The sequence below is a fragment of the Paenibacillus sp. XY044 genome (assembly GCF_002257645.1).
GTDB lineage: Bacteria > Bacillota > Bacilli > Paenibacillales > Paenibacillaceae > Paenibacillus_AQ.
This window is the reverse complement of sequence record NZ_NQMO01000009.1, coordinates 21,051-43,664: the sequence shown is the minus strand read 5'-3', so window position 1 is coordinate 43,664 and position 22,614 is coordinate 21,051. Positions and strand designations below refer to the sequence as shown.

The window sequence follows — 22,614 nt, the reverse complement described above, 5'->3', positions numbered from 1 at the left end:
TCTCCTTTTTTGCCGTTCCTTCAAATCCATAACAAAACACCTGTATCGTCCTTTGAAGCGGGTTTATGCTTTATACAAACACATCAATCGATGGAGGGGGATGCATATGGATCCGATTCACCAGCAATTCATGAGCCGGCAGATGGCCCAGCTGCGCGTTCAGCTGCTCCTTGCCAAGAGGTCCGTCTGCCATGACGGGTGGCGGCGGCACCGTTTTACCCCCGCCTACGACAAGCTGTATTACATATGCGACGGGGAAGGATGGCTGCAGGTCGGCCGCAAGCAGCTTCGGCCCAAGCCGGGAGAGCTGGTGCTGATTCCGGGAGGATTGGAACAATCGTATTCCGTGACCGCCGGGCCGCCATACACAAAGTATTGGTGCCATTTTCGGTCCAATGTCCCTTTAAGGCGTCTGTTCTATTTGTATGGCCTTCCGCATGTCGTTTGGGCAGGGGATTCCGCCGACCTGGGCAGCCGATTTCAAGAGCTGGTGGAGCACCGGGCGAATTCGGGACCCGCAGGCCCACTCCGAATTCAATCCGCTCTGCTGTCGATCATCGCCCTTTTTATCGAACGCGCCATGCGGTTTCCGCGGGCGAAACCCGTTCCCGTCTCACCCAAGGAACTGATGGAGACGCTCCATTTCATCGACCTGCATCTGTCCGGGGATCTTACGATCGACGAGCTGTCCCGACAGGCGCATTTCCACCCCAACTATTTTATCCGGATGTTTAAACGGCACCTGGGCATGACCCCGATGCGTTATATTCAGGAGCGCAGGCTGGAGCATGCGCAGCAGCTGCTGGGCACGCCGGACTTGGCGATTACCGAAATCGCCGGTCTAAGCGGCTTTAAGGATTTGTCCCATTTCTCCGCTGCCTTTAAGAAAAAGTACGGCGCGTCCCCTACCGAATACCGGAACCTGCAGATGAACGGCCCGCTTGACGTACCGCTCGATGAACCGATCGACGCTGTTCATACCAACTCGTTTGTTTGAGAACAATTCAGGTTAGGATGATCCCTTTCGGGCCGCTTCGCAAGCGCTGTATGATGGGGGAACCGCCGGTCTTCGGCGGAACCTGAGCGAATGTGAGGTGGAATTCATGAGAATGGTCGCCGGTTTGAAAGTGATGATGGCGATTGGGGTGATGCTCGGCAGCGGTTTGTCTGTGCCTGCTGTACATACGGCGGCTGCGCCTGCTCCTTCGAATCCCCCGGCCACGCTGTATGTGGCCAAGAACGGCAGCGATGCCAATGACGGATCAAAGCAGAGGCCGTTTGCGACATTGGAAAAAGCCAGGGACGGCATCCGCGGGATGATCCGGGATCATACGCTCCCCGATGGCGGGGCTTCCGTCCTGATCCGCGGCGGCGAATATCGTCTCAACCGGACGTTCGAGCTGAACGAACAAGATTCGGGCACGGTGGAGGGACCGATTACGTACCAGGCCTACAATGGCGAGAAGGTGAGCCTCGTCGGCGGAGATACGCTGAAACCGTCGCAGTTCCGCACGGTATCCGATCCCGAGGTGCTGGGACGGATTCCATTGGAGGGCCGGGGCAAAGTCGTACAGCTGGACCTGAGGTCCCTTGGCATTACGGACTACGGCGAACTGGGCAACAATTTGGCCGTCGCCCCGGAATTATGGGTGGACGGCAACGCCATGACGCTGGCGCGGTGGCCGAATGCGGGCTTTACCACGGTGGATCAGGTCGTGGACAAAGCGGATGAAGCGGCCGGCAAAGGCTACACCTTTACGTTCAAGGATGAGATGCCGCATGCCTGGCAGTCGTTCCGGGATGCCTGGATGCTCGGTTATTGGGGGAACGACTGGTTCACCAATGACCTGCAGATCAAGTCGATCGACCAGGCTCAGAAGCGAATCGAAACCTTCAAGGGCAGCAGCTATGCGATGAAAGCCGGGCAGCGTTTCTATTTCTACAACGTCCTCGAAGAGCTCGACCGTCCGGGCGAATGGTACTTGAACCGGGAGAACGGTATGCTGTATCTGTATCCGCCAGCCCCGCTGCAGAGCACCACAATCCAGCTGTCCGCGTTCACGCAGGACATGATCCGGATGGATCATGTATCGAACGTAACGTTTAGCGGCATGGCCATGGAAGTGAGCCGGGGCAATGCGGTCACGATGACCGGAGGCGACAACAACCTCATCTCCCATATGGAGATCAGCAAAATGGGCGGCTATGCGGTCAAAATCGACGGCGGACAAAACAACGGCGTATCCGGCTGCAGTATTTACAGCATGGGGAACGGGGGCGTGTCCCTGAACGGGGGAGACGCCGCCACGTTGACGGCCGCTGGAAATTACGCGGACAACAATGACATCAGCAACTATGCGCGGATCAAATTGACGTACGCTTCGGCCGTGGAAATCAACGGCGTCGGCAACCGCGCGACGCATAACAAGATGCACAATGCGCCCCATTTTGCCATTCAGTTCAGGGGGAACGATCATACGATTGCGTACAACGATATTTACGACGTGGTCAAAGAAACGGCCGATGCCTCAGCCATCTACTCGGGCAGAAGCTTTGTGTGGCGCGGCAATGTCATCAATTACAATTACATTCACGACATCAAGGCAAGCAATCTGCGGGTGTCCACCGCGGCCATTTATCTGGACGACTATTTGAGCGGGGTGGAGATGCGCGGCAACGTCATCGCCGATATCGGCAAACAGGCGTTCAAGCTGGCCAATGGGCGGGAAAACGTCGTTGAAAACAACCTTGTCGTCAATGCCGGAAATGCGATTGCATTTATGGCGCGGAACTATAAGCCGGGAGAAAAGAATTACGACTCGCTGATGGGCAAATTCGATCAAGTTCCTTATCAGGGCGAGATTTGGAGCAAACGCTACCCGACGCTTCCGGACATCCTGAATGACGAGCCGCTCCTTCCGAAGCGGAACGTGGTCAAGGATAACCTATTCGTGAACAGCGGGCCGATCACGGGTGAGGTTGAGCAGAACATGGAATTGGGAACGTTCGAAAACAACATCACTGTCGGCAAACTGAGCGACCTGGTTCGTGTTGATGGGACGTCAGACGGGCTGCAGCTGAGCCGGAATGCCGAGGTGCTCAGCCGGATCCCGGAGCTTAAAGGCATTCCATTCGGCGAGATGGGGCTTCAGGCATCCGGCCTGCCTCCGGCCCAGTCAGCCGTATCGGCAGCGACGGCGGCTTACGTTCGGGGCGGCGACCAGGTTGGGATACAGCTGAGCCTGAACGGCAACCAGCTGGTATCGGTCCGGGATGAATCCGGTGAGCTGCGAGAAGGAACAGATTATACGCTTGAAGGATCGGCAGTCGTGCTGCACAAGGCTTATCTGTCGCGGCTTCCTGACGGGCCGCAGCCGCTCAGGCTGACCTTCAGCGCAGGAAACGATGCGTTTGTGACGGTGGACGTCCACCCGCAGCCTTGAGTCGTTCCAAGGAATGCAGGAAATACCTGCTGACTTTTATGTACATCCCTATACAATTTAAAAACGCTGCGAAAGCCCTCCACACGGAGGGCTTTCGGCATGTTATAGCAGGATAGACTTCCCGGAAAGGGATCCGGAACGTCTGCGCCGGCGCTTAGGGTTTGCGTGTCTGCCGGTTCGCGTAATGGAAGAACGCGATCTCCCCTTCTTAAAGGAACGAGTGCGCGTGGCGGCAGGTTTGAATAACGGGCCAGGGGGCGGGATTCCGCTTTCGGATGGAACAGGAAGTTCTTTCAGCGCGTTAAAGTTTACCGGTTCGATCAAACATGCTTGCATCGTCCGGGTAATTTCGGGATTCGTAAAAACCCGCAGCTCGCGCTCCCGGATCTCTGTCCATTCGGACATGCCCCGGAGCACGTCATCCACGTAACCGGGATGGCACATTATCTCGGTAATTCCATCAGGAGCGGAGCGTACATAGTGCAGCAGCCGCTGCAGGCCATCGCTGTCGCCGTAGGTGTCAAGGAGGACCCAGTCCGTCATTTTCAGGGTAGGATTGGGAGGAAGGGAATGTTCAATCTGTGATCTTCGGAGCGGGATCCGGTGCCTGCAAGCCAGCTCGGCCATCACTTGATAGATTACGGGGTCGTCTTGGTGCAGCAGCTGATGCGAATCCAGGTGTGTGGGGACCAGGGACGTCTCCAAAAACCGGTTCCACTGGGCATCCAGCTCGGCAGCAACATCGGAGGCATTTCGGATACGCCTGATTTTTCCATCGAGGAATATCCCGTCTTCTCTTACCAGCGAAGGGACGGCAGCCGGATCCGACAAAGGACGTCCGTAAGTCAGGTTAAAATGCAGACCAACGCCGAGACCGGGCAGCGATCGCGCTGCATTCACGGTGTCTGCTAAACCGGGCATATTGACCATCATTGAGGTGCTGGTGATCCCACCGGCCAAGTATGCCTCAATAATGCCGCGGTTAACGGCAGGCGACAGGCCAAAATCGTCCGCATTGATAATGACTTGCCGGTTCATCGCAGCGCATTCCCTCCATCGTTTCATAGGATCCGGTCATAGAAAACCGATGGTATAGTTTATTGCCGCACCAAGGGGATTGGAAACGTACGGATGCCCAGCCGGGAACGGTTTTCCCGGATCGTGATGGACCGGACAGCCGTTGATCGTACATTTTTATACTTTTTTTAGAATTGGTTTAGAGGCGTTTTAGAGACGGGGGATAAGATGGTGATTAGAGGGCCAGGGCGAGTCCGCTGCGAAGGCGGACGGCAGCTGCCATCCCGGGACCCGGGCTTTCAAATTCACGAAACAATGGAGGATACGATGAGAAAAAAATGGTTGTCTGCAGGAGCGGTTGTCGGGTTGGGTGCGGTCATGCTGTTCGCGAGCGGGTATTCCGTCATGGCGAACACATCCGGATACGAGGCGTACAAATCAGCGTTTACACATACGCAGGGCGCTGACAGCGTGGCTTCCCATGTCGTTTGGAGTTTAAGCGACAACGGAACGAAGGTATTGTCCGGTACGGCGGACATGAAGGTCAATCAGGCCAAGCAGGCGATGAGCATGACGGCGGCGGTGGACGACGGTACGCAGAGTCATACCGTGCAGAGCTATAGTCAGGACGGCAAGATGATATGGAAAAGCGGTGATTCGGCCGTATACCAGGTCATGGACCAAGCACCCCAGTGGCAGCATGACGGTAAAGCGGCCCGCATGCCGCAGGCCGCAGAGCAGGTGATCGAAGCGCTGATGGGGAACATCAAGGACTTGGCGACGGTGGAAACAGGCAGTGACGGTACGCAGGAGGCGGAGCTCCATTTGTCAGGCAGCCAGATTCCGGCTGTGGTGAATGCCGTAGGCTCGCTTATCGCTTCCAAGGCCGGGAACGCGGATGGGTGGAATCACGGTGCAGAGTTTCAGGGACATCTGCCGGCCGGAAAAGCGGACTGGAAGGTGAATCTGCCGAAGCTGACAGATGAGATCAAGGTGGAGCAGGTCGATTTGGATGCCAAAATCGGCAAAAACGCCGCCCTTGAAAATCAATCGGCGGAAATCCGGTTTACGGGCAAAGATGCGGCAGGAGCAGCGCATGTGCTCACCTTCCAACTGAACGCCGGGTTCTCGGGATATAACGCAACGACGCCGGACCGGGTCGATCTCGCGGGGAAACAGACCGAGCAGGTCGAAAACCAATGGGAAAGAAACGGCTGGAAACATCACTAAGCACGAAGGCGGCCGGGCTGGACGAGGTCCGGCTGCCCTCTTTTTTAGAAGGAGGGTTTGAACGCATGAACAGCGTACTTGAAGTGGAAGGAATCACCAAGCTGTATCGTAACAACCGCGGGGTCAAGGACGTGTCGTTTACCGCCATGGAGGGCGAAGTCTTCGGATTCATCGGGCCCAACGGCGCGGGCAAGACGACGGTGCTCAAAATCATAACGGGTTTAATCCGGCCCGATCGGGGAAAGGCCCGCATCATGGGGCAAGATATCGCGGAGCACTTTGAACAGGCCATCAGCCATATCGGATGTATCATTGAAACCCCGGAAGCCTATGAATATATGAGCGCCCGGGATAATTTGAAGTTGTCGGCACGGTTCTACAAGGATCTGCCTGCGGACCGGATTGACGAAGTATTGGAGCAAGTCGGTCTCATGCCATACCGCCACGAACGGGTGCGCGGCTTCTCGCTGGGAATGAAGCAGCGGCTGGGCCTGGCGTCAGCGCTGCTGTCGGCTCCGCGGCTGGTGCTGCTGGACGAACCGACAAACGGTCTGGATATCGAGGGGATGGCCGATTTTCGCGCCACGGTCCGGCAGCTGGCAGACCAAGGGATCACCTTCCTCATTTCCAGCCATCTGATCCACGATCTGAGCTTGATCGCGGACCGTGTCGGCGTGATGCGGGACGGCCATCTGATCAGCCTGGGAAGCGAGGACGAATGGACCGGGGCAGGTCTGACGCTGGAACAATACGTAACCTTTAAAATTGCAGAGGATAAGGAGGGGGAGCGGGATGCACAGCTTATACGCTAATCTGCTGAATGAATCGGAGAAGCTCTGGCGTCAGCGCCGGACGAAGGGATTCCTGCTGTTGGCTTTGATCCTTCCAGTCGTTACCGTGTTGCTGTCCAGTCTTCTGAAGATGAGGGCAGGCATGCTGTTTGGACTGGAGGGAAGCCTACCGGTGACCATGCTTCACTTGTTCACCTTTGCGATCATTCCGCTCTATATGGCGGCCACGGCGGCCCACTCGTTCTCCGGAGAGGTGGCGGCCCGCACGATGAAGCTGGTTCTGCTGCGGCCCATTACGCGTGCCCGGGCGTATGCATCCAAAGTGATCGCCATCGCGGTGTTTGTTGCCCTATGCCTTGGCGTGCTTTGGATCGCTTCAACCGTATCGGCTTGGGCGGTCGGGGGACCCGCGGTCGGCACGGCGGACAGCTTTAAGGCATACGCCGCTTCCTTTGTGCCGATGCTCGCCATCGGCCTGGTGTGCGTATTCATTGCGCAGCTGTTCTCATCCGGAACCAGCGCTTTAATGACCATCGTGCTGATCTATGCCGCTGCCAAAGCACTGCCGCTGCTGCTGCCGCAGTTGTCCGTCTGGTCTGTCTTTTCCTATACGCGTTGGGATGTGCTGTGGACCGGCAGCGGGGCACCGGCAGGAACGCTGCTCAATACGTTTCTCCTGCTGCTGTCTTATATTATAATGGCTTATGCGGCGGGACTTATAATGTTCGCTAGAAAACAGCTCTAAGGAGATTGGCCCATGTCCATCAAAACAAGACTTCTGCTTTCTTATATTGCGATGACCTTCATCCCCGTCGTGTTATTTGCTGTTATTGCCGGAGGGCTGTATACCGTATTGTTCAAAAACATCGGGGAGGGCCGGGGAACCCCCGCCATCTGGGAGACGGCGAGCCGCCGCGGCGAAATGACCGCGGGTCTCAAATTTATGATCCAGACCGAACCCGAACGGTTCGCCGATCCCGCTTTTGTGGCCAAAACGGACGAACAGCTGACCCGATTGGACGCGGGGATCGTCGTAACGGAAGATGGCCGAATCACGTATTCTTCGGATCTGCTCCGCGGCGTCGATGTGGAGAAGGAAATCCAGAAGTGGCAGCCGGCGATGTCCTGGCATCGCTGGGGAGCGAAAGGAAGCGGCCGGTTCTCCGTAGAGAAATTCGATGTGTCCTTCAGCGGCCAGCATACGGGAGCGGTCTACGTCTTGACGGATATGAGTGCATTTTTCGCGGAAGCCAAAAAATTTTTCCCGCTCATGATGTTATCCCTGCTTCTGGTCATCGGGTTGACCAATGGGATTCTGACATTTCTGGTCTCCCGCAGCCTGATTAAGCCGCTGTATGCATTAAAGCATGCCGCAGAGCAGATCAAAGACGGGGATCTGAGCCACGAAATCGCGCTGAAGCGCAAGGATGAGATCGGGGAGCTGGGGGAAGCGTTTGAAGAAATGCGGAGCCGCCTGAACGAATCGATCCGCCTTCAGCTGCAGTACGAGGATAACCGCAAGGAGCTCATCGCGAGCATATCCCATGACTTGAAGACGCCGATTACAGGCATTAAGGCTTGCGTGGAGGGCATTCAGGACGGCATTGCCGATTCCGACGCGATGAGGGAGAAGTATATGGGCATGATTGCGAAAAAAACGGAAGATATGGACCGTCTGATTGAAGAGCTGTTGCTGTTCTCGAAGCTGGATCTGAAGAAGCTGCCTTTTCATATGGAGCCTACCGATCTGAAAGGGTATGTCACGGACTGCGTTCAGGAGCTGCAGCTCGATCCCCGGATGTCCGGCGTGAAGATCGCGTGTGAACTTCCAGAAAGCGGATCCGTTCAGGTGATGGCGGACCGGGAGAAGCTGCGGAGAGTGATCATGAATATTGTCGATAACAGCCTGAAGTATTTGGATAAGGCGGACAAGGAATTGTCTGTGGAACTGATCGACGGGCCGGATGAGGCCGTGATCGGGATGAAGGATAACGGCTCCGGGATAGAAGAAGCAGCGCTGCCGCATATTTTTGACCGGTTCTACCGCGCCGAGCCGTCGCGAAATACGGATACCGGAGGAAGCGGCCTCGGGCTTGCGATCGTCAAGCAAATGATCGAGGAACAAGGAGGCAGGGTCTGGGCGGATAGCCGGACCGGCGAAGGAACCACCATTTATTTTGCGTTGCCAAAGACAAGGGATGGCGGTGAGCGGGCATGAAGCGCATTTTGATCATTGAAGATGAACAGGTCATTGCGGAAGTGGAAAAGGATTACTTGGAGGCGGGCGGCTATGCCGTCGACATCGCGGTAAGCGGGGATACCGGCATGAAGATGGCGCTGGAAGAGGAGTACGATTTGATCATCCTCGATCTGATGCTGCCGAAAGTGGACGGATTCGAAATCTGCCGCCAGGTCCGCGAAGCAAGGAACATTCCGATCCTGATGGTGACCGCCCGCAAGGAGGACATCGATAAAATCCGGGGACTCGGCCTCGGCGCGGACGATTATATCACCAAGCCCTTCAGCGTCGGCGAGCTTGTGGCGCGCGTTAAAGCGCATTTGTCCCGCTATGACCGGTTAACGTCGGATCACCGGAGAGAGCCGAAAAGCGAGCTGCGCCTGCGGGGAATCCGCATTGACCAACTGTCCCGCAAAGTGTTCGTGAATGAACAGGAGGTGCTCCTGACCTCCAAAGAGTATGACCTGCTGCTGTTCATGTGCACGCATCCGAACCGGGTGTTCAGCAAAGACGAGCTGTTCGAACGGATCTGGGGGCTGGATTCTTTGGGGGATAACGCGACCGTCACGGTGTATATCAGCAAATTAAGGGAGAAAATCGAAGCGAACCCCTCCAAGCCGCAGTATATCGAGACGATTTGGGGTGTAGGTTACCGCTTTAATGTATAGATGAAGACGCGGTCATCATGGAGCGTTTGGGTAGGCCTTTACTGTCGGTAAAGGTCTTTTTGCGGTTCTGTCGCTTTGAGGCCGGAGCGTGTTTTTTATACTTTTTTAAGATTCGTTTTAGAGCCGGTTTAGAAACGGGCTTTATGCTGAAGAAGGAGGTGAATCGGATGAAAAAAATGACGGTGAAGCAGCGGAAATGGCTGCTGATCCTCCATTTGCTGTTCTCGGCAATCATGCTGGGCACGGCTGTCATTTTCCTGTTTCTGAGTATCACGGCAGCCGTCACGGAAGATGAAGGCGTATTTCGCGCCTGTTACATCATCATGCACATGCTGTCCGAAAAGACGGTCCGCGTGTCCACGATCGCAACGCTGGTGACCGGCATCCTACTGTCGGTGTGGACGCCATGGGGATTGTTCGAATATTACTGGATCATCGTCAAGGAAATCCTGACGCTGCTACTGGTCATCCTCGGACCCGTCGGCATGTATTACTGGACGCTGCAAGCGGTCCATTACGTTTCTGTGCCGGGGGTGCAGGGCGTCCTCAGCTCGGAATTCACGGTGAACAATGTACAACTGTGGGTCGGGATCATTCTCCAGATCGTTTCGCTGGCAGGGGTATTTGTCATTTCGGTCTTCAAACCGTGGGGAGCTAAGCGGGGCAAAGCACGGCCCAACACTAAATAACGGAAGGGAGCGTTAAACATGGGCAGCAGTAACGAAAAGCAGGGGAAAAATAAAGCAATAGGAATCGGCTCTGAATCGAAGCCTGGGCGAAAGTTCAGCTCAGGGGCTACGGGAGGTGCGCCAGTGTCAATCCGTACACGAACCGTGAGGTGGATCTACGGATTGTTGGCCGCAGGTTATCTCGTGTGCATTGTTCTGCAGGTGTTTTTCGCCGGCCTCGGCATTTTGGTGGATCCCGACGATTTGCGGCTGCATCGTGTCTTCGCGAACGTCTTCGAGTTCGTCCCGGTCGTGATGTTTCTGCTGTCTTTTGCAGGACCAATCCGGGGCAGTCTAAGATGGTGGCCGCTCGCACTGTTCGCCTTGACTGCGATGCAGCACATCACCATTCAAAATGTGACGGGTTCGCTGCGTGCGCTTCATGCGGTGGATGCGCTGCTGTTGTTCGGGTTATCGGTGCATTTGACGAGACGTTCCTGGCCTTGGCTGCTGGGCACGAACCGAGCCGGGAAGACCAGTGCGTCAGAGTCCGGAGATATGAAGGGTTAGTTTATGTTATGTTTTCTAACGTGAAGAAAAATATTAAGCGCTTGCATGAACTTTGTATTTACAAAATCGCAGACCCCTTGTTAGAATAAATAACAAATAGGCTTGTCCTTTCGGCTTATAGGTCGTCCGATGCCGCCCATCGAACATCCCTATGGGTTCATCAGGAGAAGCGAGGAGACAGGGGATGCGGAATTGTACGACAAAGACACGATCTACATCGTCGGCGACGCACAGACCTCGGTGAATAATCCGATTACCCAGCAGTACAGCGCTTTTTTTATCGGACTGGTCGTGGACACCGTCAGCCACAAAATCGTGGATGCCGCTTGTTCTTCCACGATTCCTCTCACATCGCAATTTGTGCGCTCCATCTTTCTCGGGAAGAGCATGCTCTCCCTAGAGCCGGTGGCGGAAGAGATCCGGACAAGGTATTACGGCTCTTCGCAGAAGGCGATCATCGTGGCGTTCAAGGATGCGCAGAAAAAGTACAAATCGGCGCTTTCGTCGCGGGAAACTATCGCATGATTCATGAGCAGCCATCATACGGCACCGTTTAAAGCCGTTTTTTCGTGATCCACCAAATGCATACCGCTGCTTTGTTTATCAGTATGGCGACATACGCGTAAATAAAACCCAGCAAATGACATATGCACGCCCGGGCAGCGCAGGCATATGACGTTTGCCGGGTTTTTTTTATAATATCAGAAAGTATAAACTCCAGAGCCATAGCTTCCTGATATTGCAAGAAAAATTACCTTTAAACGCGGTCTGTCTTCTTTGAAGGTACGTCGATAGACGTTTTTCTTATACCCAAATATCGCAAATCGGAGGGACTTGAGCATGAAATTGTACATATCCATTGATATGGAGGGCATTACCGGCCTGGTGGACGCGACATTCGTCGATTCCAGCCGCTACAACTATACCCGGGGCCAGCATATCATGACGGCTGAGGCGAATCACGTCATCGAAACCGCTTTTGAAGAAGGCTTCAGCGAGGTGATCGTCAACGACAGCCACTCCAAAATGAACAACCTGATCATCGAAAATCTCCACCCGGACAGCAAACTGATTTCCGGCGACGTCAAACCGTTCTCGATGGTGCAGGGGCTCGATGGAAGCTTTGCTGGAGCTGTCTTTCTCGGCTATCATGCGATGGCGGCCCGAAAGGGCGTCCTCAGCCATACGATGATTTTCGGCGTCCGGAACATGTATATCAACGATGTCTCCGTCGGTGAATTGGGATTTAACGCATACGTGGCGGGATATTACGGCGTGCCGATTCTGATGGTGGCCGGGGACGATGAAACGGCCATCGAGGCCGAAAGTCTGCTGCCCGGCGTGACGACGGCGATCGTCAAGGAGCGTATTTCCCGCACGTCGGCGCTGTGCCTGTCTCCGGAGAAGAGCGGACGGCTGCTCCGGCAGAAGATGGCCGAAGCCATTGCCGGACGCGACCGCGTCAAGCCGCTTGTTCCCCCGGAACGCCCGCAACTTACGATCGAGTTCGCGAATTACGGGCAGGCGGAATGGGCCCATTTGATGCCGGGCACCACGATCGAACAGGGATCGCCTGTCGTGTCGTTCCAGGCCAAAGATATTCTTGAAGCGTACCAGGCTATGCTGGTCATGACGGAACTGGCCATGCGAACATCCTTCTGCTGACGGGAGGCTGCCTGTTTTCCGGAAATTTGCTGCCACGTTTATTCGAGGAAGAAGTGTCCAAAAGAATGCACCATATGCCGAGTATGAGAGGGTGAGATTTATGGCGCAATACATTTTGAAGCGTTTCTTATCCATGCTGGTCACGCTGTGGCTGATCGTCACGGTCACCTTTTTCCTGATGCATTCGATTCCCGGCTCTCCTTTTGACCGCGATGGGAAGGAAGCGAGCGCCGCGGTCGTGCAGAACATGATGTCGTTCTACCATCTGGACAAGCCGCTGGGCGTCCAGTATTTGCTGTATCTCAAGTCGCTGCTGACCTTCGATCTCGGGCCATCGATATCCCATTACCCGACAACGGTGAACACGATGATCGACCGCGGCTTCCCGGTATCCTTCCAGCTTGGCGCAGCGGCCATTCTGCTGGCTATTGCAGCCGGCATTGCACTCGGTACGGTGGCCGCCCTGAAGCAGAACGGCATCATCGACTATATTGCCATGGTGCTGGCCGTCATCGGCATCGCGGTGCCGAGCTTCGTTATCGCTCCGCTCCTGATCAAATACGTCGCCGTCAAATGGGGACTGCTGCCGGTCGCTTCATGGGGAACGTGGAAGCATGTGGTTCTTCCGGCCTTCGCTCTGTCGGTCGGCCCCATCGCGACGATTGCACGCCTCACCCGGGCCAATCTGATTGAGGTGCTAACCCAGGACTACATGGAGACGGCACGCTCGAAAGGGCTGTCGCCGGCGAGGATGATCGTCAAGCATGCGCTGCGCAATGCGGTGCTGCCCGTGGTGACGCTGCTCGGCGCGCTGCTGGCCAACGTGCTGACGGGAAGCTTCGTCATCGAGAAAATCTTCGCGATCCCCGGCATGGGGAAATACTTCGTGGACGGCATCAACAACCGGGATTACGCCGTCATTATGGGCACGACGGTCTTTTACAGCGCGCTCCTCATCTTCATGATGTTTATCGTGGATATCGTGTACGGGTTCATCGATCCCCGCATCAAGCTGCACAGAAAGGGGGCCTGACGCATGCAGGTACCGGACCATTTGTTTACCCCGATGTACAGAACCGCCGGAGAACAGGAGCGGATCGTCCGGCCGCGCCAGTCGTTATGGCAGCAGGCCGTCCGCAGCCTGCTCCGCAACAAGCTGGCCTGCTGCGGGCTCGTGCTGATTGTGCTGCTGGCGCTGCTGGCCGTGTTTGGCCCGCTTGTAACGGATCAGAGCTATTCCGGCCAGAATCTGCTCAGCGCGAACCAGCCTCCGTCCGGCGGCCACTGGTTCGGAACGGATGACCTGGGGCGGGATGTCTTCGCCCGGATTTTGTACGGTTCGCGCATCTCGCTTACGGTCGGTTTGGCCGCCGCTTTGATCGATTTTTTCATCGGTATCATTTACGGCGGCATCGCTGGATATTTCGGCGGACGCGTCGATAACGCGATGATGCGTTTCGTCGATATGCTGTACGGCATTCCTTATTTGCTTGTGGTCATTCTGCTCATGGTCGTGATGGGCCCCGGGCTGCTGACCATTATATTGGCTTTGACGGCGACGGGGTGGATCGGGATGGCGCGGATTGTCCGCGGGCAGGTGCTTCAGCTGAAATCGTCGGAGTACGTCTTGGCCGCCCGGACCTTGGGAGCCGGGTCGTGGTACATCATCCGCAGGCATATGCTTCCCAACGCCGTCGGGGTCATTATCGTGCAGGTGACGTTTTCCGTGCCGTCGGCCATTTTCGCCGAAGCCTTTCTCAGCTTCCTTGGTCTCGGCATCCAGCCGCCGCTGGCGAGCTGGGGAACGATGGCGAACGATGCCCTGCCGACCATTCTGTCCGGCAACTGGTGGCGGCTGTTCTTCCCGGCCTTTTTCATTTCGGTGACGATGCTCGCCTTCAACCTGCTGGGGGACGGACTTTTGAACGCTTTTAATCCGAAGCAAAGGAGGTAATGGAAGATGAAAAGCGACGCGCTGCTTGAAGTGGACAATTTGCATGTTTCGTTCTCTACCTACGGCGGGGAGGTGAAAGCCGTCAGGGGCGTGAGCCTCCGTCTGCACCGGGGAGAGACGCTGGCGATCGTCGGCGAATCCGGCTGCGGCAAAAGCGTCACCGCCCGCAGCATCATGCGCCTCTTGCCCAAGAACAATTCACGGATCACTGATGGCAGCATCCGGTTTAACGGGCGCGAGCTGACGCGTTTAAGCGAAAAGCAGATGCGCGAACTGCGCGGCTCGGACATTGCGATCATCTTTCAGGACGCGATGACCGCGCTGAACCCGACGATGACGATCGGGGAGCAGCTGATGGAAGGCGTTATCCGCCACCAGCGGCTGTCCCGGACGGAGGCGAGGAAGCGGGCGGTCGAGATGCTGCAGTTCGTGGGCATCCGTGATCCGGAGCTTCGGCTGAAGCAGCATTTGCACCAATTCAGCGGAGGCATGAGGCAGCGGATCATGATCGCGATGGCGGCGATCTGCAGTCCCGCTGTCCTGATCGCGGACGAACCGACGACCGCGCTGGACGTCACGATCCAGGCGCAAATTCTGGATCTGTTCCGCATGCTGCAGCGCACGACCCAGGCTTCGCTGATCATGATTACGCACGACCTCGGTGTCGTGGCCAGCATCGCTGACCGCGTCAATGTCATGTATGCGGGGCAGGTCGTGGAATCCGCGCCGGTCAAGGAGCTGTTCTGGAATCCGCAGCATCCGTATACGCGGGGGCTGCTCGATTCCATCCCGCGCCTGGACCGGCCGAAAGGGGCGAAGCTCGAGGCGATCCCGGGCACGCCGCCGGACCTGTTCGCGCCTCCGAAGGGCTGCGCATTCGCCGCCCGGTGCCCCCGCGCGATGGAGGTATGCGGCCTGTTCCCGCCGGACAACGTGGAGCTGGACGGGGAGCACACCGTGGCTTGCTGGCTGCAGGATGCCCGGGCCAGGAGAATGCCGCCTTCAGGGCCGGCGGAGGTCGAAACCGCATCAGCCAGCCAGGGATAAGGTGTGCGGGAAGCATGGTGATATCATTGTGCGGGATAGGTTCCTTCGTCAGGTTTGCTCTGCAGACCCTGGGACTTCACCATAGATCAGCATCTTGATTAGCGCAAGCTCATGAATAACGGAATAGCTTGTATTTGTCGCAACCAACCAATTCGTGATTAAGGGAGAGGGTCTCATGGAAAAGGCTGTCGTGAACAAAGCTATGAAGAGAAGGTTTATGCTGGCGCTGCTGACGTGCATGCTGCTCAGCCTGCTGCTGGCCGCATGCGGAGGCGGAACCGAGGGAGCAAGCGGCGGAGGAGATACCGGAAGTAAAGTTCTCCTGTACAACAACGTCCGCGAGCCCACTTCACTCGATCCGCCGATCGGCTTCGATCAGGTCTCCTATGACATTTTGAACAATGCGATGGAGGGAATGACACGGCTTGGCAAGGACCAGTCTCCGGAGCCGGCCATGGCGTCCGAGTGGAAGGTGTCGGATGACGGACTCAAGTACACGTTTACGCTGCGCGACGGCGTGCAGTGGAGCAATGGCGAGCCGTTAAAGGCGAGCGATTTCGAGTTTGCCTGGAAAAGAATGCTCGATCCGAAAACGGCCTCTTCGGCCGCGACGTTGGCCTATGTGTTCAAAGGAGCGGAGGCCTTCAACTCGGACAAAGGGACGGCCGATGACGTGCAGGTCAAAGCCACAGACGACAAAACACTGGAAGTGACGCTGGCCCAGCCGGCCCCCTGGCTGCTGAGCATGCTGGCGAATCCGGCCTTTTTCCCGGTGCCGCAAAAGACCGTAGAGTCCAATCCGAACTGGACGGCGGAAGCCGATACGTTCGTTAGCAACGGCCCGTTCCGCATCTCCCAGTGGAATCACGATTCCGAACTGAAAATGGTGAAGAACGATAAGTATTGGGACGCGGCGAACGTAAAGCTGGACGGCGTCACGTTCAAAATGATCAACGATTCCAACACGGAATATCAGCTGTACCAAAGCGGTGAGCTGCATATTGCCGGCGTCCCCGCCGATATGAGCGACCAGCTGTTTTCGGAGGGCAAGGTGAACGTTCAGGATTCGGCCGGCACGTATTTTTACCGGTTCAACACGACCATGAAGCCGTTTGACAACGCCAAAATCCGCAAAGCTTTCGCACTAGCAGTGGACCGCCAGAAGATCGTGGACTTGGTGGTCAAGCAGAAGCAAAAACCGGCCGGCGGTCTCGTATCCTATGGACTCAAGGAGCCGGACGGACGCGATTTCCGCGAGGTGGGCGGCGACCTGATTACGTTTGACGCGGCGCAGGCCAAGAGCCTTCTTGCGGAAGGTATGAAGGAAGCGGGATACAGCACGCTGCCGGAAGTGACGCTGACCTACAATACGAATGATCTGCATCAGAAAATCGCCGAAACGCTGCAAGCGATGTTCAAGGACAACCTGGGCGTCGACGTCAAGCTCGCGGGCAAAGAAGGCAAAGTCCTCACCGCGGAGCAGAAGCAGCTTCAGCTGCAGTTTTCCCGGTCGTCCTGGCTTCCGGATTTCGCCGATCCGATCAACTTCCTGGACATTTTCCAGAGCAAAAGTCCGAACAACCGTACGGGCTGGAGCAACGCCGAGTACGACAAGCTGATTCAGTCCGCTTACCAAGAGACGGACGATGCGAAGCGCTTTGACCTGATGCACCAGGCCGAAAAAATCCTGATGGACGAAGCTCCGATCATGCCGATGTACTTCTACGATTCAGCCTTCCTGCAAAGCGACAAGCTCGTCGATGTGGTCCGCCATCCATACGGCTACATGGACTTCAAGTGGGCTGATCTGAAATGAGAGAGCTGAAGCCGTTCATGCGTGCGGGGTCGGGCGCCGAGGCGCTGAAGGCTGGTGCCGGGAGAAGACCGATCCGGCCGTCCCGGTTGAAGCCGGGGGACACGGTGGGCATTACCGCCCCGGCCAGCCGCGGGGATGCGGAGGCGATCCGCCGGTCAGCCGAAGTGTTTGAAGAGCTTGGCCTGAAGGTCCGGTTTGGCGATTCGCTGAACCGCGGCCACGGCTACCTCGCCGGAACCGATGCAGAGCGTGCCGCCGAGCTGAACGCCATGTTTGCGGATCCCGGCATCCAGGCCATCGTTTGCGCCCGGGGTGGGTATGGCACCGCCAGGATTGCGGAGAAGCTCGATTACGATCAGATTCGCCGGCATCCCAAGATTTTGTGGGGTTACAGTGATATCACCTTCCTGCATGCCGCCATCTGGAAGCAAACCGGATTGATCACAGTGCATGGGCCGATGATGATCTGCCTTGGGGAGAAGGAAGTGCATCCGTTGACCCGGCAGAGCTTCGCTCAGCTGGTCCAGCCCGAGCCGTTCCGTTATACCGAGGACATTACTCCGCTGCATACCTTGGTAGAGGGCAAGGCCAAAGGCCCGCTCGTGGGTGGTAATCTGACCTTGCTGACGAGTACGCTCGGAACACCGTTTGAGATCGATACCGAGGGCTGCCTCCTGTTTATCGAGGATATCGGGGAGGAGCCGTACCGGATCGACCGCATGCTGAATCAGCTGCGGATGGCGGGTAAGCTGGAGCAGGCGGCCGGGATCCTGGTGGGCGACTTCCGCGATTGCGAGCCGGTCAAGCGCCCGGTCTCCTTCAGCCTGGAGGAGGTCATCCGGCATTACGTGACCGAAGCGGGCAGACCTTCCCTGATGGGATTCGGGATCGGGCACGGCTCGCCCAACGTTGCGGTTCCGCACGGGATGGAAGCTGAGTTGAGCACGGTTGACAAAAAGGTGGAAGCGCTGGAGTCAGCCATTATATAGAGGAGGCAACCGGCAATGCGAATACATGATATCGAAGTGCTGCGCAAGTACACGCCGCTGACCAAACCGTTCAAGACGGCGCTGCGCACAGTTCATCAGGCCGAATCCATCGTGGTGAAAATGACGGCGGACGACGGGAAAGTAGGCTGGGGCGAAGCGCCGGCGACCGTCGTCATCACGGGCGACAGCCTTGAGGCGATCCAATCCTCCATTGAGCATACCTTCAAGCCGCTCCTGATCGGCCAAAACCTGCTCGCCTACGAGCAGATCCTTCAGTCGGTCCATCAGGCCATGATAGGCTGCACCAGTGCCAAGGCGGCAGTGGACATGGCCGTGTACGACCTAGTGGCCCAGCACGGGGGGATGCCGCTGTACCAGTTCCTCGGTGGGTACCGCGACCGGATCGAAACGGATTTTACGGTCAGCGTCAACTCGCCGGAGGAAATGGGCGAGGACGCGGCTCAATACGTTCAGGCGGGATTTACCGTGCTGAAGATCAAGGTCGGCAAGGATGACATCGAGCATGACATCCGCCGCATCCGGGAAATCCGGCAGCGCATCGGCAGCGATGTCAAGATCCGGCTGGACGCCAACCAGGGCTGGCAGGCGAAGGAGGCGATCCGCTCCATCCGGAAGATGGAGGACATGGGTCTGAACATCGAGCTGGTGGAGCAGCCGGTCCGGGCCGGGGATATTTACGGGTTGCAGCAGGTGACCGCCGCGGTGGATACCTTGATCATGGCCGACGAAAGCGTCTTTTCTCCGGTGCAGGCGCTGGAGGTGCTGCAGCGGCATGCGGCCGACCTGATCAACATTAAGCTGATGAAGGCGGGCGGAATTTACAAGGCGCAGCTGATCAACCAGCTGGCCGAGGAGTACGGCGTCGAATGCATGGTGGGCAGCATGATCGAATCCCGCCTGGCGGTGACCGCCGCCGCCCACTTCGCCGCCAGCAAAAAGAACGTCACCCGCTACGACTTCGACGCGCCGCTGATGCTGCACCAGGATGACGTCGTCGGCGGCGTCATGTACGACGGCCGGGTGATGAGCTTCTCGGACGCGCCGGGTCTGGGCATAACCGACGTGCGCACGACGGACGAAGTGGGGGTATGGTGATGGTGGATCGAGAAGATCAGGCTGTATACCCCGCTTGGCGGGTAGTCAGCGTTCCCGTGGCCACCGTCTGGACCAGCCCGTCCTCGCCGCGGTCGCTGGACGCGCCGGCGCTGGCCGGGTTCGCCCTCGGCAGACCCGGGTCAGGCCCGGGAGAGCGAGGAGAGGATAAATCTGATTCGGGAAATTCTGTGAAGAAGCAAACCGATTCGGGCTTTTTGACGCAGAAGAGAACCGGTCCGGGAGAGCGGTGGGAGCAGGGCATCGAAGCTTGGTTAGGCGCCATGACGGTACCGGATAAGCTCGACCTGTGCGAGGCCAACCGCGTGCAGACTCAAGCGTTGTATGGCACGCCGGTCCTCACTTATGAAGAGCAGGACGGCTGGAGCCGGATCGCCATCCCGAGCCAGTCGTCACCCAAGGATGAGAATGGGTACCCCGGATGGATTCCGACGGAGCAGTTACTCCCAATAAGCGCTCAGGAAGCTCATCGCCTGTCAGGCCAAGAAGGCGGCGCCTCCGACGGCGCCGCGGTTCCAAATGCGATCGTTACGGCTTCCACGACGGATTTGGAGTTCTTGTCCTATTCCGGGAAGATGCGCATCAGTTTCCTGACACGGCTGCCGCTCGCGACCGAGGAGGAGCAGGGAACGGTGCTTGGGGCTGAATCTGTCATCGTGCAGACGCCGCACGGTCTTGCCCGGATGAAACGGGCAGATGTGCAGGTGGCGGCTGGAGACGGAGGCTCCCCTGCGGATGATGTGGGGGGGCGAAATAAGGGCCAGGTGATCGTGGCGCAGGCCAAGCGCTTCTTGGGGCTGCATTACCTGTGGGGAGGCATGTCCGCCTGGGGCTACGACTGCTCCGGGTTTGCCCACTCCATGCATCTCGCCTGCGGCATCGTCATCCCAAGGGACGCTTCCGTCCAGGCGCTGCATGGAGCCGGCATCCCGCCGGAGGAGCTGCAGCCGGGGGACCTGCTGTTCTTTGCCCATGAGCAGGGCCAGGGGCGCGTTCACCATGTCGGCATTTACGCCGGGGACGGGCACATGATCCACTCGCCCGACTCGGCCAGCTCGGTGGAGCTGATTTCGCTGGAAGGATATAAGCTTGCTGACGAGCACTGCGTCTCCCGCCGTTATTGGACTTAGCGAGGCAAGGTTTTGCCAGGGCATACTATTCAGATCGGAGCGTTCTGAAAGCTGCTTCCAGATTACAGATTCCAGAGAATCACAAAGAACACTTCACAGCGGCAACAAACTCTCGGCCGGTTCTATGACGCCGGGAGTTTTTGCTGATATCCCCCGAATAAAGCACAGATCGTCAGGCTTATTCAGGTATATTTTAACGGAAACCACCCATATTAAGGGAATCAAGCGCACAAGCTGCTCGCAGGGTGGGGGAATGATGACTGTGGAAAGGCATGAGGAAAAGCATTTTAACGCACCGGTTTTGATTAGGGATATCGTGATCGGAATGTCGGATGGTTTAACGGTTCCGTTTGCCCTTGCCGCCGGCTTGTCCGGGACAGTACCGAATACGAGCCTGGTCGTTGTGGCGGGAATGGCTGAAATCGCTGCAGGTGCCATCGCGATGGGGCTCGGCGGATATCTTGCCGCCCGGACAGACCGGGAGCATTATGCATCCGAACTCGTGCGGGAGCAGGAGGAAATCAGGGAAATACCAGATCAGGAAAGGGAGGAAGTGGCCGATATCCTGAGAGAGTGGCATTTTCCCGAAGAAATCGTGGATTCGGCGGTTGATGCCATCTGCCAGGACTCGGACCGCTGGGTTCAATTTATGATGAAATATGAGCTGGGGCTTGAAGAACCCGAGCCTAAAAGGGCGCGCAACAGCTCGCTAACGATCGGACTGTCTTACATTATAGGGGGGGTGATTCCGCTGTCCCCTTATATGCTGATCAGGCATCCGGGCACAGCTTTATCCGTTTCGGTGATCGTCACGCTGATTGCCTTATTCGTGTTTGGCTACGTTAAAGGAAGGTTCACCGGAACCCGTCCGTTCCGGAGCGCCTGGCAAACAACCATTGTAGGCGGAGCGGCTGCCGGAATCGCATTTTTAATTGCGAGACTCATTTCTTGAAGGTTTGCTCGTCAATTACTGTCACAGAACTCCGCCAACGGGCGGATGTTTGCTCTTTGAAAAGTCCATATGCCTCATTAATATTGATCCTGCCATTTTAGAAAGACAGCCATAGCTTGGTCCAGCATGTCCATCAAGTATCACCTCCCTAAATCTATCAGTAAAAATCAAAGTAGCCGCGCCAGGTGCCGTCCTTTTTATGCTTGGCAAAATAAAAATTTCCGTCATGCACAATGTTGAGTCCGGCTTTGGCGTCTGAGGCGATTTGGAGGACAAAAACGTATCCATCTCCAAAATCGATTCCAGGCTGGGTGAAGGCGGCATATCCGCCAAGCTTGTGAACACGATATATTTCCCCGGCAATATCCTCGAAATAATTCAGCCCTCCCAGCTCTTCCAGGCGGAGGATCTCCTGTCTGTATGCTTCGGGCATATCACCGCTGTCCCATTGCGGGAGGTCATCTTGACGAAGCTCCGGGAACAAGGGGAAGGGTTTGATCGACATAAAGGCAGGCCCGAAGTTTTGCAAGACCAAATTCCCGGTATCAACGTACTCTCGGATGCACATATATTCACTCATGTTCTCATGATCCAGGACGTTAGGTGACAAAAATACGGTCAGCAGTTCGGTTCCCTACAATTCGTCCGGAACATAGGGCAGCGCGGGCAGATATAGCTGAAGGATAGGAGCCATTGCCACTCCGTCCGCATCGACAGGCAGTTCCTCATCGGGCAGTGCCAGGTTGACTTGTCCGATCCAGCACTGCTCCACCGGTGGGGCTAGGCCTGCTTCCACCTGTTTGAAAAAGGATCGTCGTGCGCTGCAAGGCGCTTCGAAGCTCTACTATCCGTTCGTTACTCATTCTGCATCCTCCTTTAAGTGACCACGCGCAGGTCACCTTTGCGTCCATCTTAAAAAACGAAGATTATCCATATACCATCATGTATGTACCGTACGTAAACATCCTTGCTGCTTCTTTGCGGAACTCTCCCCGAGTAAGTCATAGTTCGACCCCCTCTGCTTAACCCTCGGCAAAGTAACCCATGTTGTTGGCAATATGGCGGAGCTGCGGCTGCACGGCACGGTGAGTCCTCGCTTGGCCGTTAACCGGTGAGAGGAAAGCCTTGGAGCGGTTAGGGACGCTCTGAGTGAGGAGTTCTGAGCTTGGAACCCAGCAATGGTATCCACGAATGAGGTTGACCCGCTGCCCGACGGACAAGAAGCATGTCCGCGGGGCAGCGTTTTTTTGTTGGAAGTTGTGCTGCGAAACACGGATATAGGGACAATGTATCCCCATATA

At 56.6% G+C, this 22,614-nt stretch carries 22 protein-coding genes; 19 read left to right on the top strand and 3 right to left on the bottom strand.

Annotated features, from left to right (window positions below; genetic code table 11):
• Positions 1-106: 106 nt before the first annotated feature.
• Entirely contained in the window at positions 107-997 is an 891-nt protein-coding gene (locus CJP46_RS28360) for an AraC family transcriptional regulator (protein ID WP_179281367.1), read from the top strand.
• A gap of 106 nt (positions 998-1,103) precedes the next feature.
• Complete coding sequence (locus tag CJP46_RS28355) at positions 1,104-3,443, top strand: X2-like carbohydrate binding domain-containing protein (protein ID WP_094598998.1); 2,340 nt, start codon at positions 1,104-1,106, stop codon at positions 3,441-3,443.
• 102 nt (positions 3,444-3,545) lie between these two features.
• Here CJP46_RS28355 and CJP46_RS28350 read toward each other — a convergent pair whose 3' ends face one another.
• Positions 3,546-4,481: a carbohydrate deacetylase gene (locus tag CJP46_RS28350; RefSeq protein WP_179281366.1), complete on the bottom strand. Its 936-nt coding sequence runs from the start codon at positions 4,479-4,481 to the stop codon at positions 3,546-3,548.
• Positions 4,482-4,787: 306 nt separating this feature from the next.
• On the opposite strand from CJP46_RS28350, the gene CJP46_RS28345 reads away from it, so the two are divergent.
• The 17 genes from CJP46_RS28345 (at position 4,788) to CJP46_RS28265 (ending at position 21,313) form a co-directional block, all read left to right on the top strand.
• Positions 4,788-5,690, top strand: a complete 903-nt coding sequence (locus tag CJP46_RS28345) for a hypothetical protein (protein ID WP_143813046.1) — start codon at positions 4,788-4,790, stop codon at positions 5,688-5,690.
• Complete coding sequence (locus CJP46_RS28340; RefSeq protein ID WP_256992569.1) at positions 5,660-6,502, top strand: ABC transporter ATP-binding protein; 843 nt, start codon at positions 5,660-5,662, stop codon at positions 6,500-6,502. The genes CJP46_RS28345 and CJP46_RS28340 overlap by 31 nt, the downstream gene beginning before the upstream one ends.
• Positions 6,483-7,226 carry an ABC transporter permease gene (locus CJP46_RS28335; protein ID WP_094598995.1) on the top strand — a complete coding sequence of 248 codons (744 nt, stop codon included), beginning with the start codon at positions 6,483-6,485 and terminating at the stop codon, positions 7,224-7,226. Before CJP46_RS28340 ends, CJP46_RS28335 begins: the two co-directional genes overlap by 20 nt.
• 12 nt (positions 7,227-7,238) lie before the next feature.
• Entirely contained in the window at positions 7,239-8,699 is a 1,461-nt protein-coding gene (locus CJP46_RS28330) for a sensor histidine kinase (protein ID WP_094598994.1), read from the top strand.
• A complete protein-coding gene (locus CJP46_RS28325; protein ID WP_094598993.1) occupies positions 8,696-9,388 on the top strand; it encodes a response regulator transcription factor in 693 nt (230 codons plus the stop codon). Before CJP46_RS28330 ends, CJP46_RS28325 begins: the two co-directional genes overlap by 4 nt.
• Before the next feature lie 167 nt (positions 9,389-9,555).
• Complete coding sequence (locus tag CJP46_RS28320) at positions 9,556-10,077, top strand: hypothetical protein (protein WP_094598992.1); 522 nt, start codon at positions 9,556-9,558, stop codon at positions 10,075-10,077.
• Between the two features lie 123 nt (positions 10,078-10,200).
• Positions 10,201-10,626 (top strand): DUF6220 domain-containing protein, encoded by a 426-nt coding sequence (locus CJP46_RS28315; RefSeq protein WP_143813045.1) that lies wholly within the window; start codon positions 10,201-10,203, stop codon positions 10,624-10,626.
• A gap of 192 nt (positions 10,627-10,818) precedes the next feature.
• Positions 10,819-11,151 carry a DUF3870 domain-containing protein gene (locus CJP46_RS28310; RefSeq protein WP_094598990.1) on the top strand — a complete coding sequence of 111 codons (333 nt, stop codon included), beginning with the start codon at positions 10,819-10,821 and terminating at the stop codon, positions 11,149-11,151.
• 315 nt (positions 11,152-11,466) lie between these two features.
• Complete coding sequence (locus CJP46_RS28305) at positions 11,467-12,291, top strand: M55 family metallopeptidase (RefSeq protein ID WP_094598989.1); 825 nt, start codon at positions 11,467-11,469, stop codon at positions 12,289-12,291.
• Positions 12,292-12,391: 100 nt separating this feature from the next.
• Positions 12,392-13,324, top strand: coding sequence for an ABC transporter permease (locus CJP46_RS28300; RefSeq protein WP_076168749.1), 933 nt, complete (start codon positions 12,392-12,394; stop codon positions 13,322-13,324).
• A gap of 3 nt (positions 13,325-13,327) precedes the next feature.
• Entirely contained in the window at positions 13,328-14,245 is a 918-nt protein-coding gene (locus tag CJP46_RS28295; protein WP_094598988.1) for an ABC transporter permease, read from the top strand.
• A gap of 6 nt (positions 14,246-14,251) precedes the next feature.
• On the top strand, positions 14,252-15,292 hold the full coding sequence (locus tag CJP46_RS28290) for an ABC transporter ATP-binding protein (RefSeq protein ID WP_094598987.1): 1,041 nt from the start codon (positions 14,252-14,254) through the stop codon (positions 15,290-15,292).
• A gap of 202 nt (positions 15,293-15,494) precedes the next feature.
• Positions 15,495-17,108 carry a peptide ABC transporter substrate-binding protein gene (locus CJP46_RS28285; protein ID WP_094599202.1) on the top strand — a complete coding sequence of 538 codons (1,614 nt, stop codon included), beginning with the start codon at positions 15,495-15,497 and terminating at the stop codon, positions 17,106-17,108.
• A 17-nt stretch (positions 17,109-17,125) separates the two neighbouring features.
• Complete coding sequence (locus tag CJP46_RS28280; RefSeq protein ID WP_094599201.1) at positions 17,126-18,097, top strand: S66 peptidase family protein; 972 nt, start codon at positions 17,126-17,128, stop codon at positions 18,095-18,097.
• A gap of 15 nt (positions 18,098-18,112) precedes the next feature.
• Positions 18,113-19,213 (top strand): dipeptide epimerase, encoded by a 1,101-nt coding sequence (locus tag CJP46_RS28275; RefSeq protein ID WP_094598986.1) that lies wholly within the window; start codon positions 18,113-18,115, stop codon positions 19,211-19,213.
• Complete coding sequence (locus tag CJP46_RS28270; protein WP_179281365.1) at positions 19,213-20,361, top strand: C40 family peptidase; 1,149 nt, start codon at positions 19,213-19,215, stop codon at positions 20,359-20,361. Before CJP46_RS28275 ends, CJP46_RS28270 begins: the two co-directional genes overlap by 1 nt.
• Positions 20,362-20,614: 253 nt before the next feature.
• Entirely contained in the window at positions 20,615-21,313 is a 699-nt protein-coding gene (locus tag CJP46_RS28265; protein WP_256992568.1) for a VIT1/CCC1 transporter family protein, read from the top strand.
• Positions 21,314-21,470: 157 nt separating this feature from the next.
• Here the strand turns inward: CJP46_RS28265 and CJP46_RS37250 are convergent, their stop codons facing one another.
• Entirely contained in the window at positions 21,471-21,893 is a 423-nt protein-coding gene (locus CJP46_RS37250) for a hypothetical protein (RefSeq protein ID WP_256992567.1), read from the bottom strand.
• 54 nt (positions 21,894-21,947) lie between these two features.
• A complete protein-coding gene (locus tag CJP46_RS37245; protein ID WP_256992566.1) occupies positions 21,948-22,085 on the bottom strand; it encodes a hypothetical protein in 138 nt (45 codons plus the stop codon).
• Between the last annotated feature and the right edge of the window lie 529 nt (positions 22,086-22,614).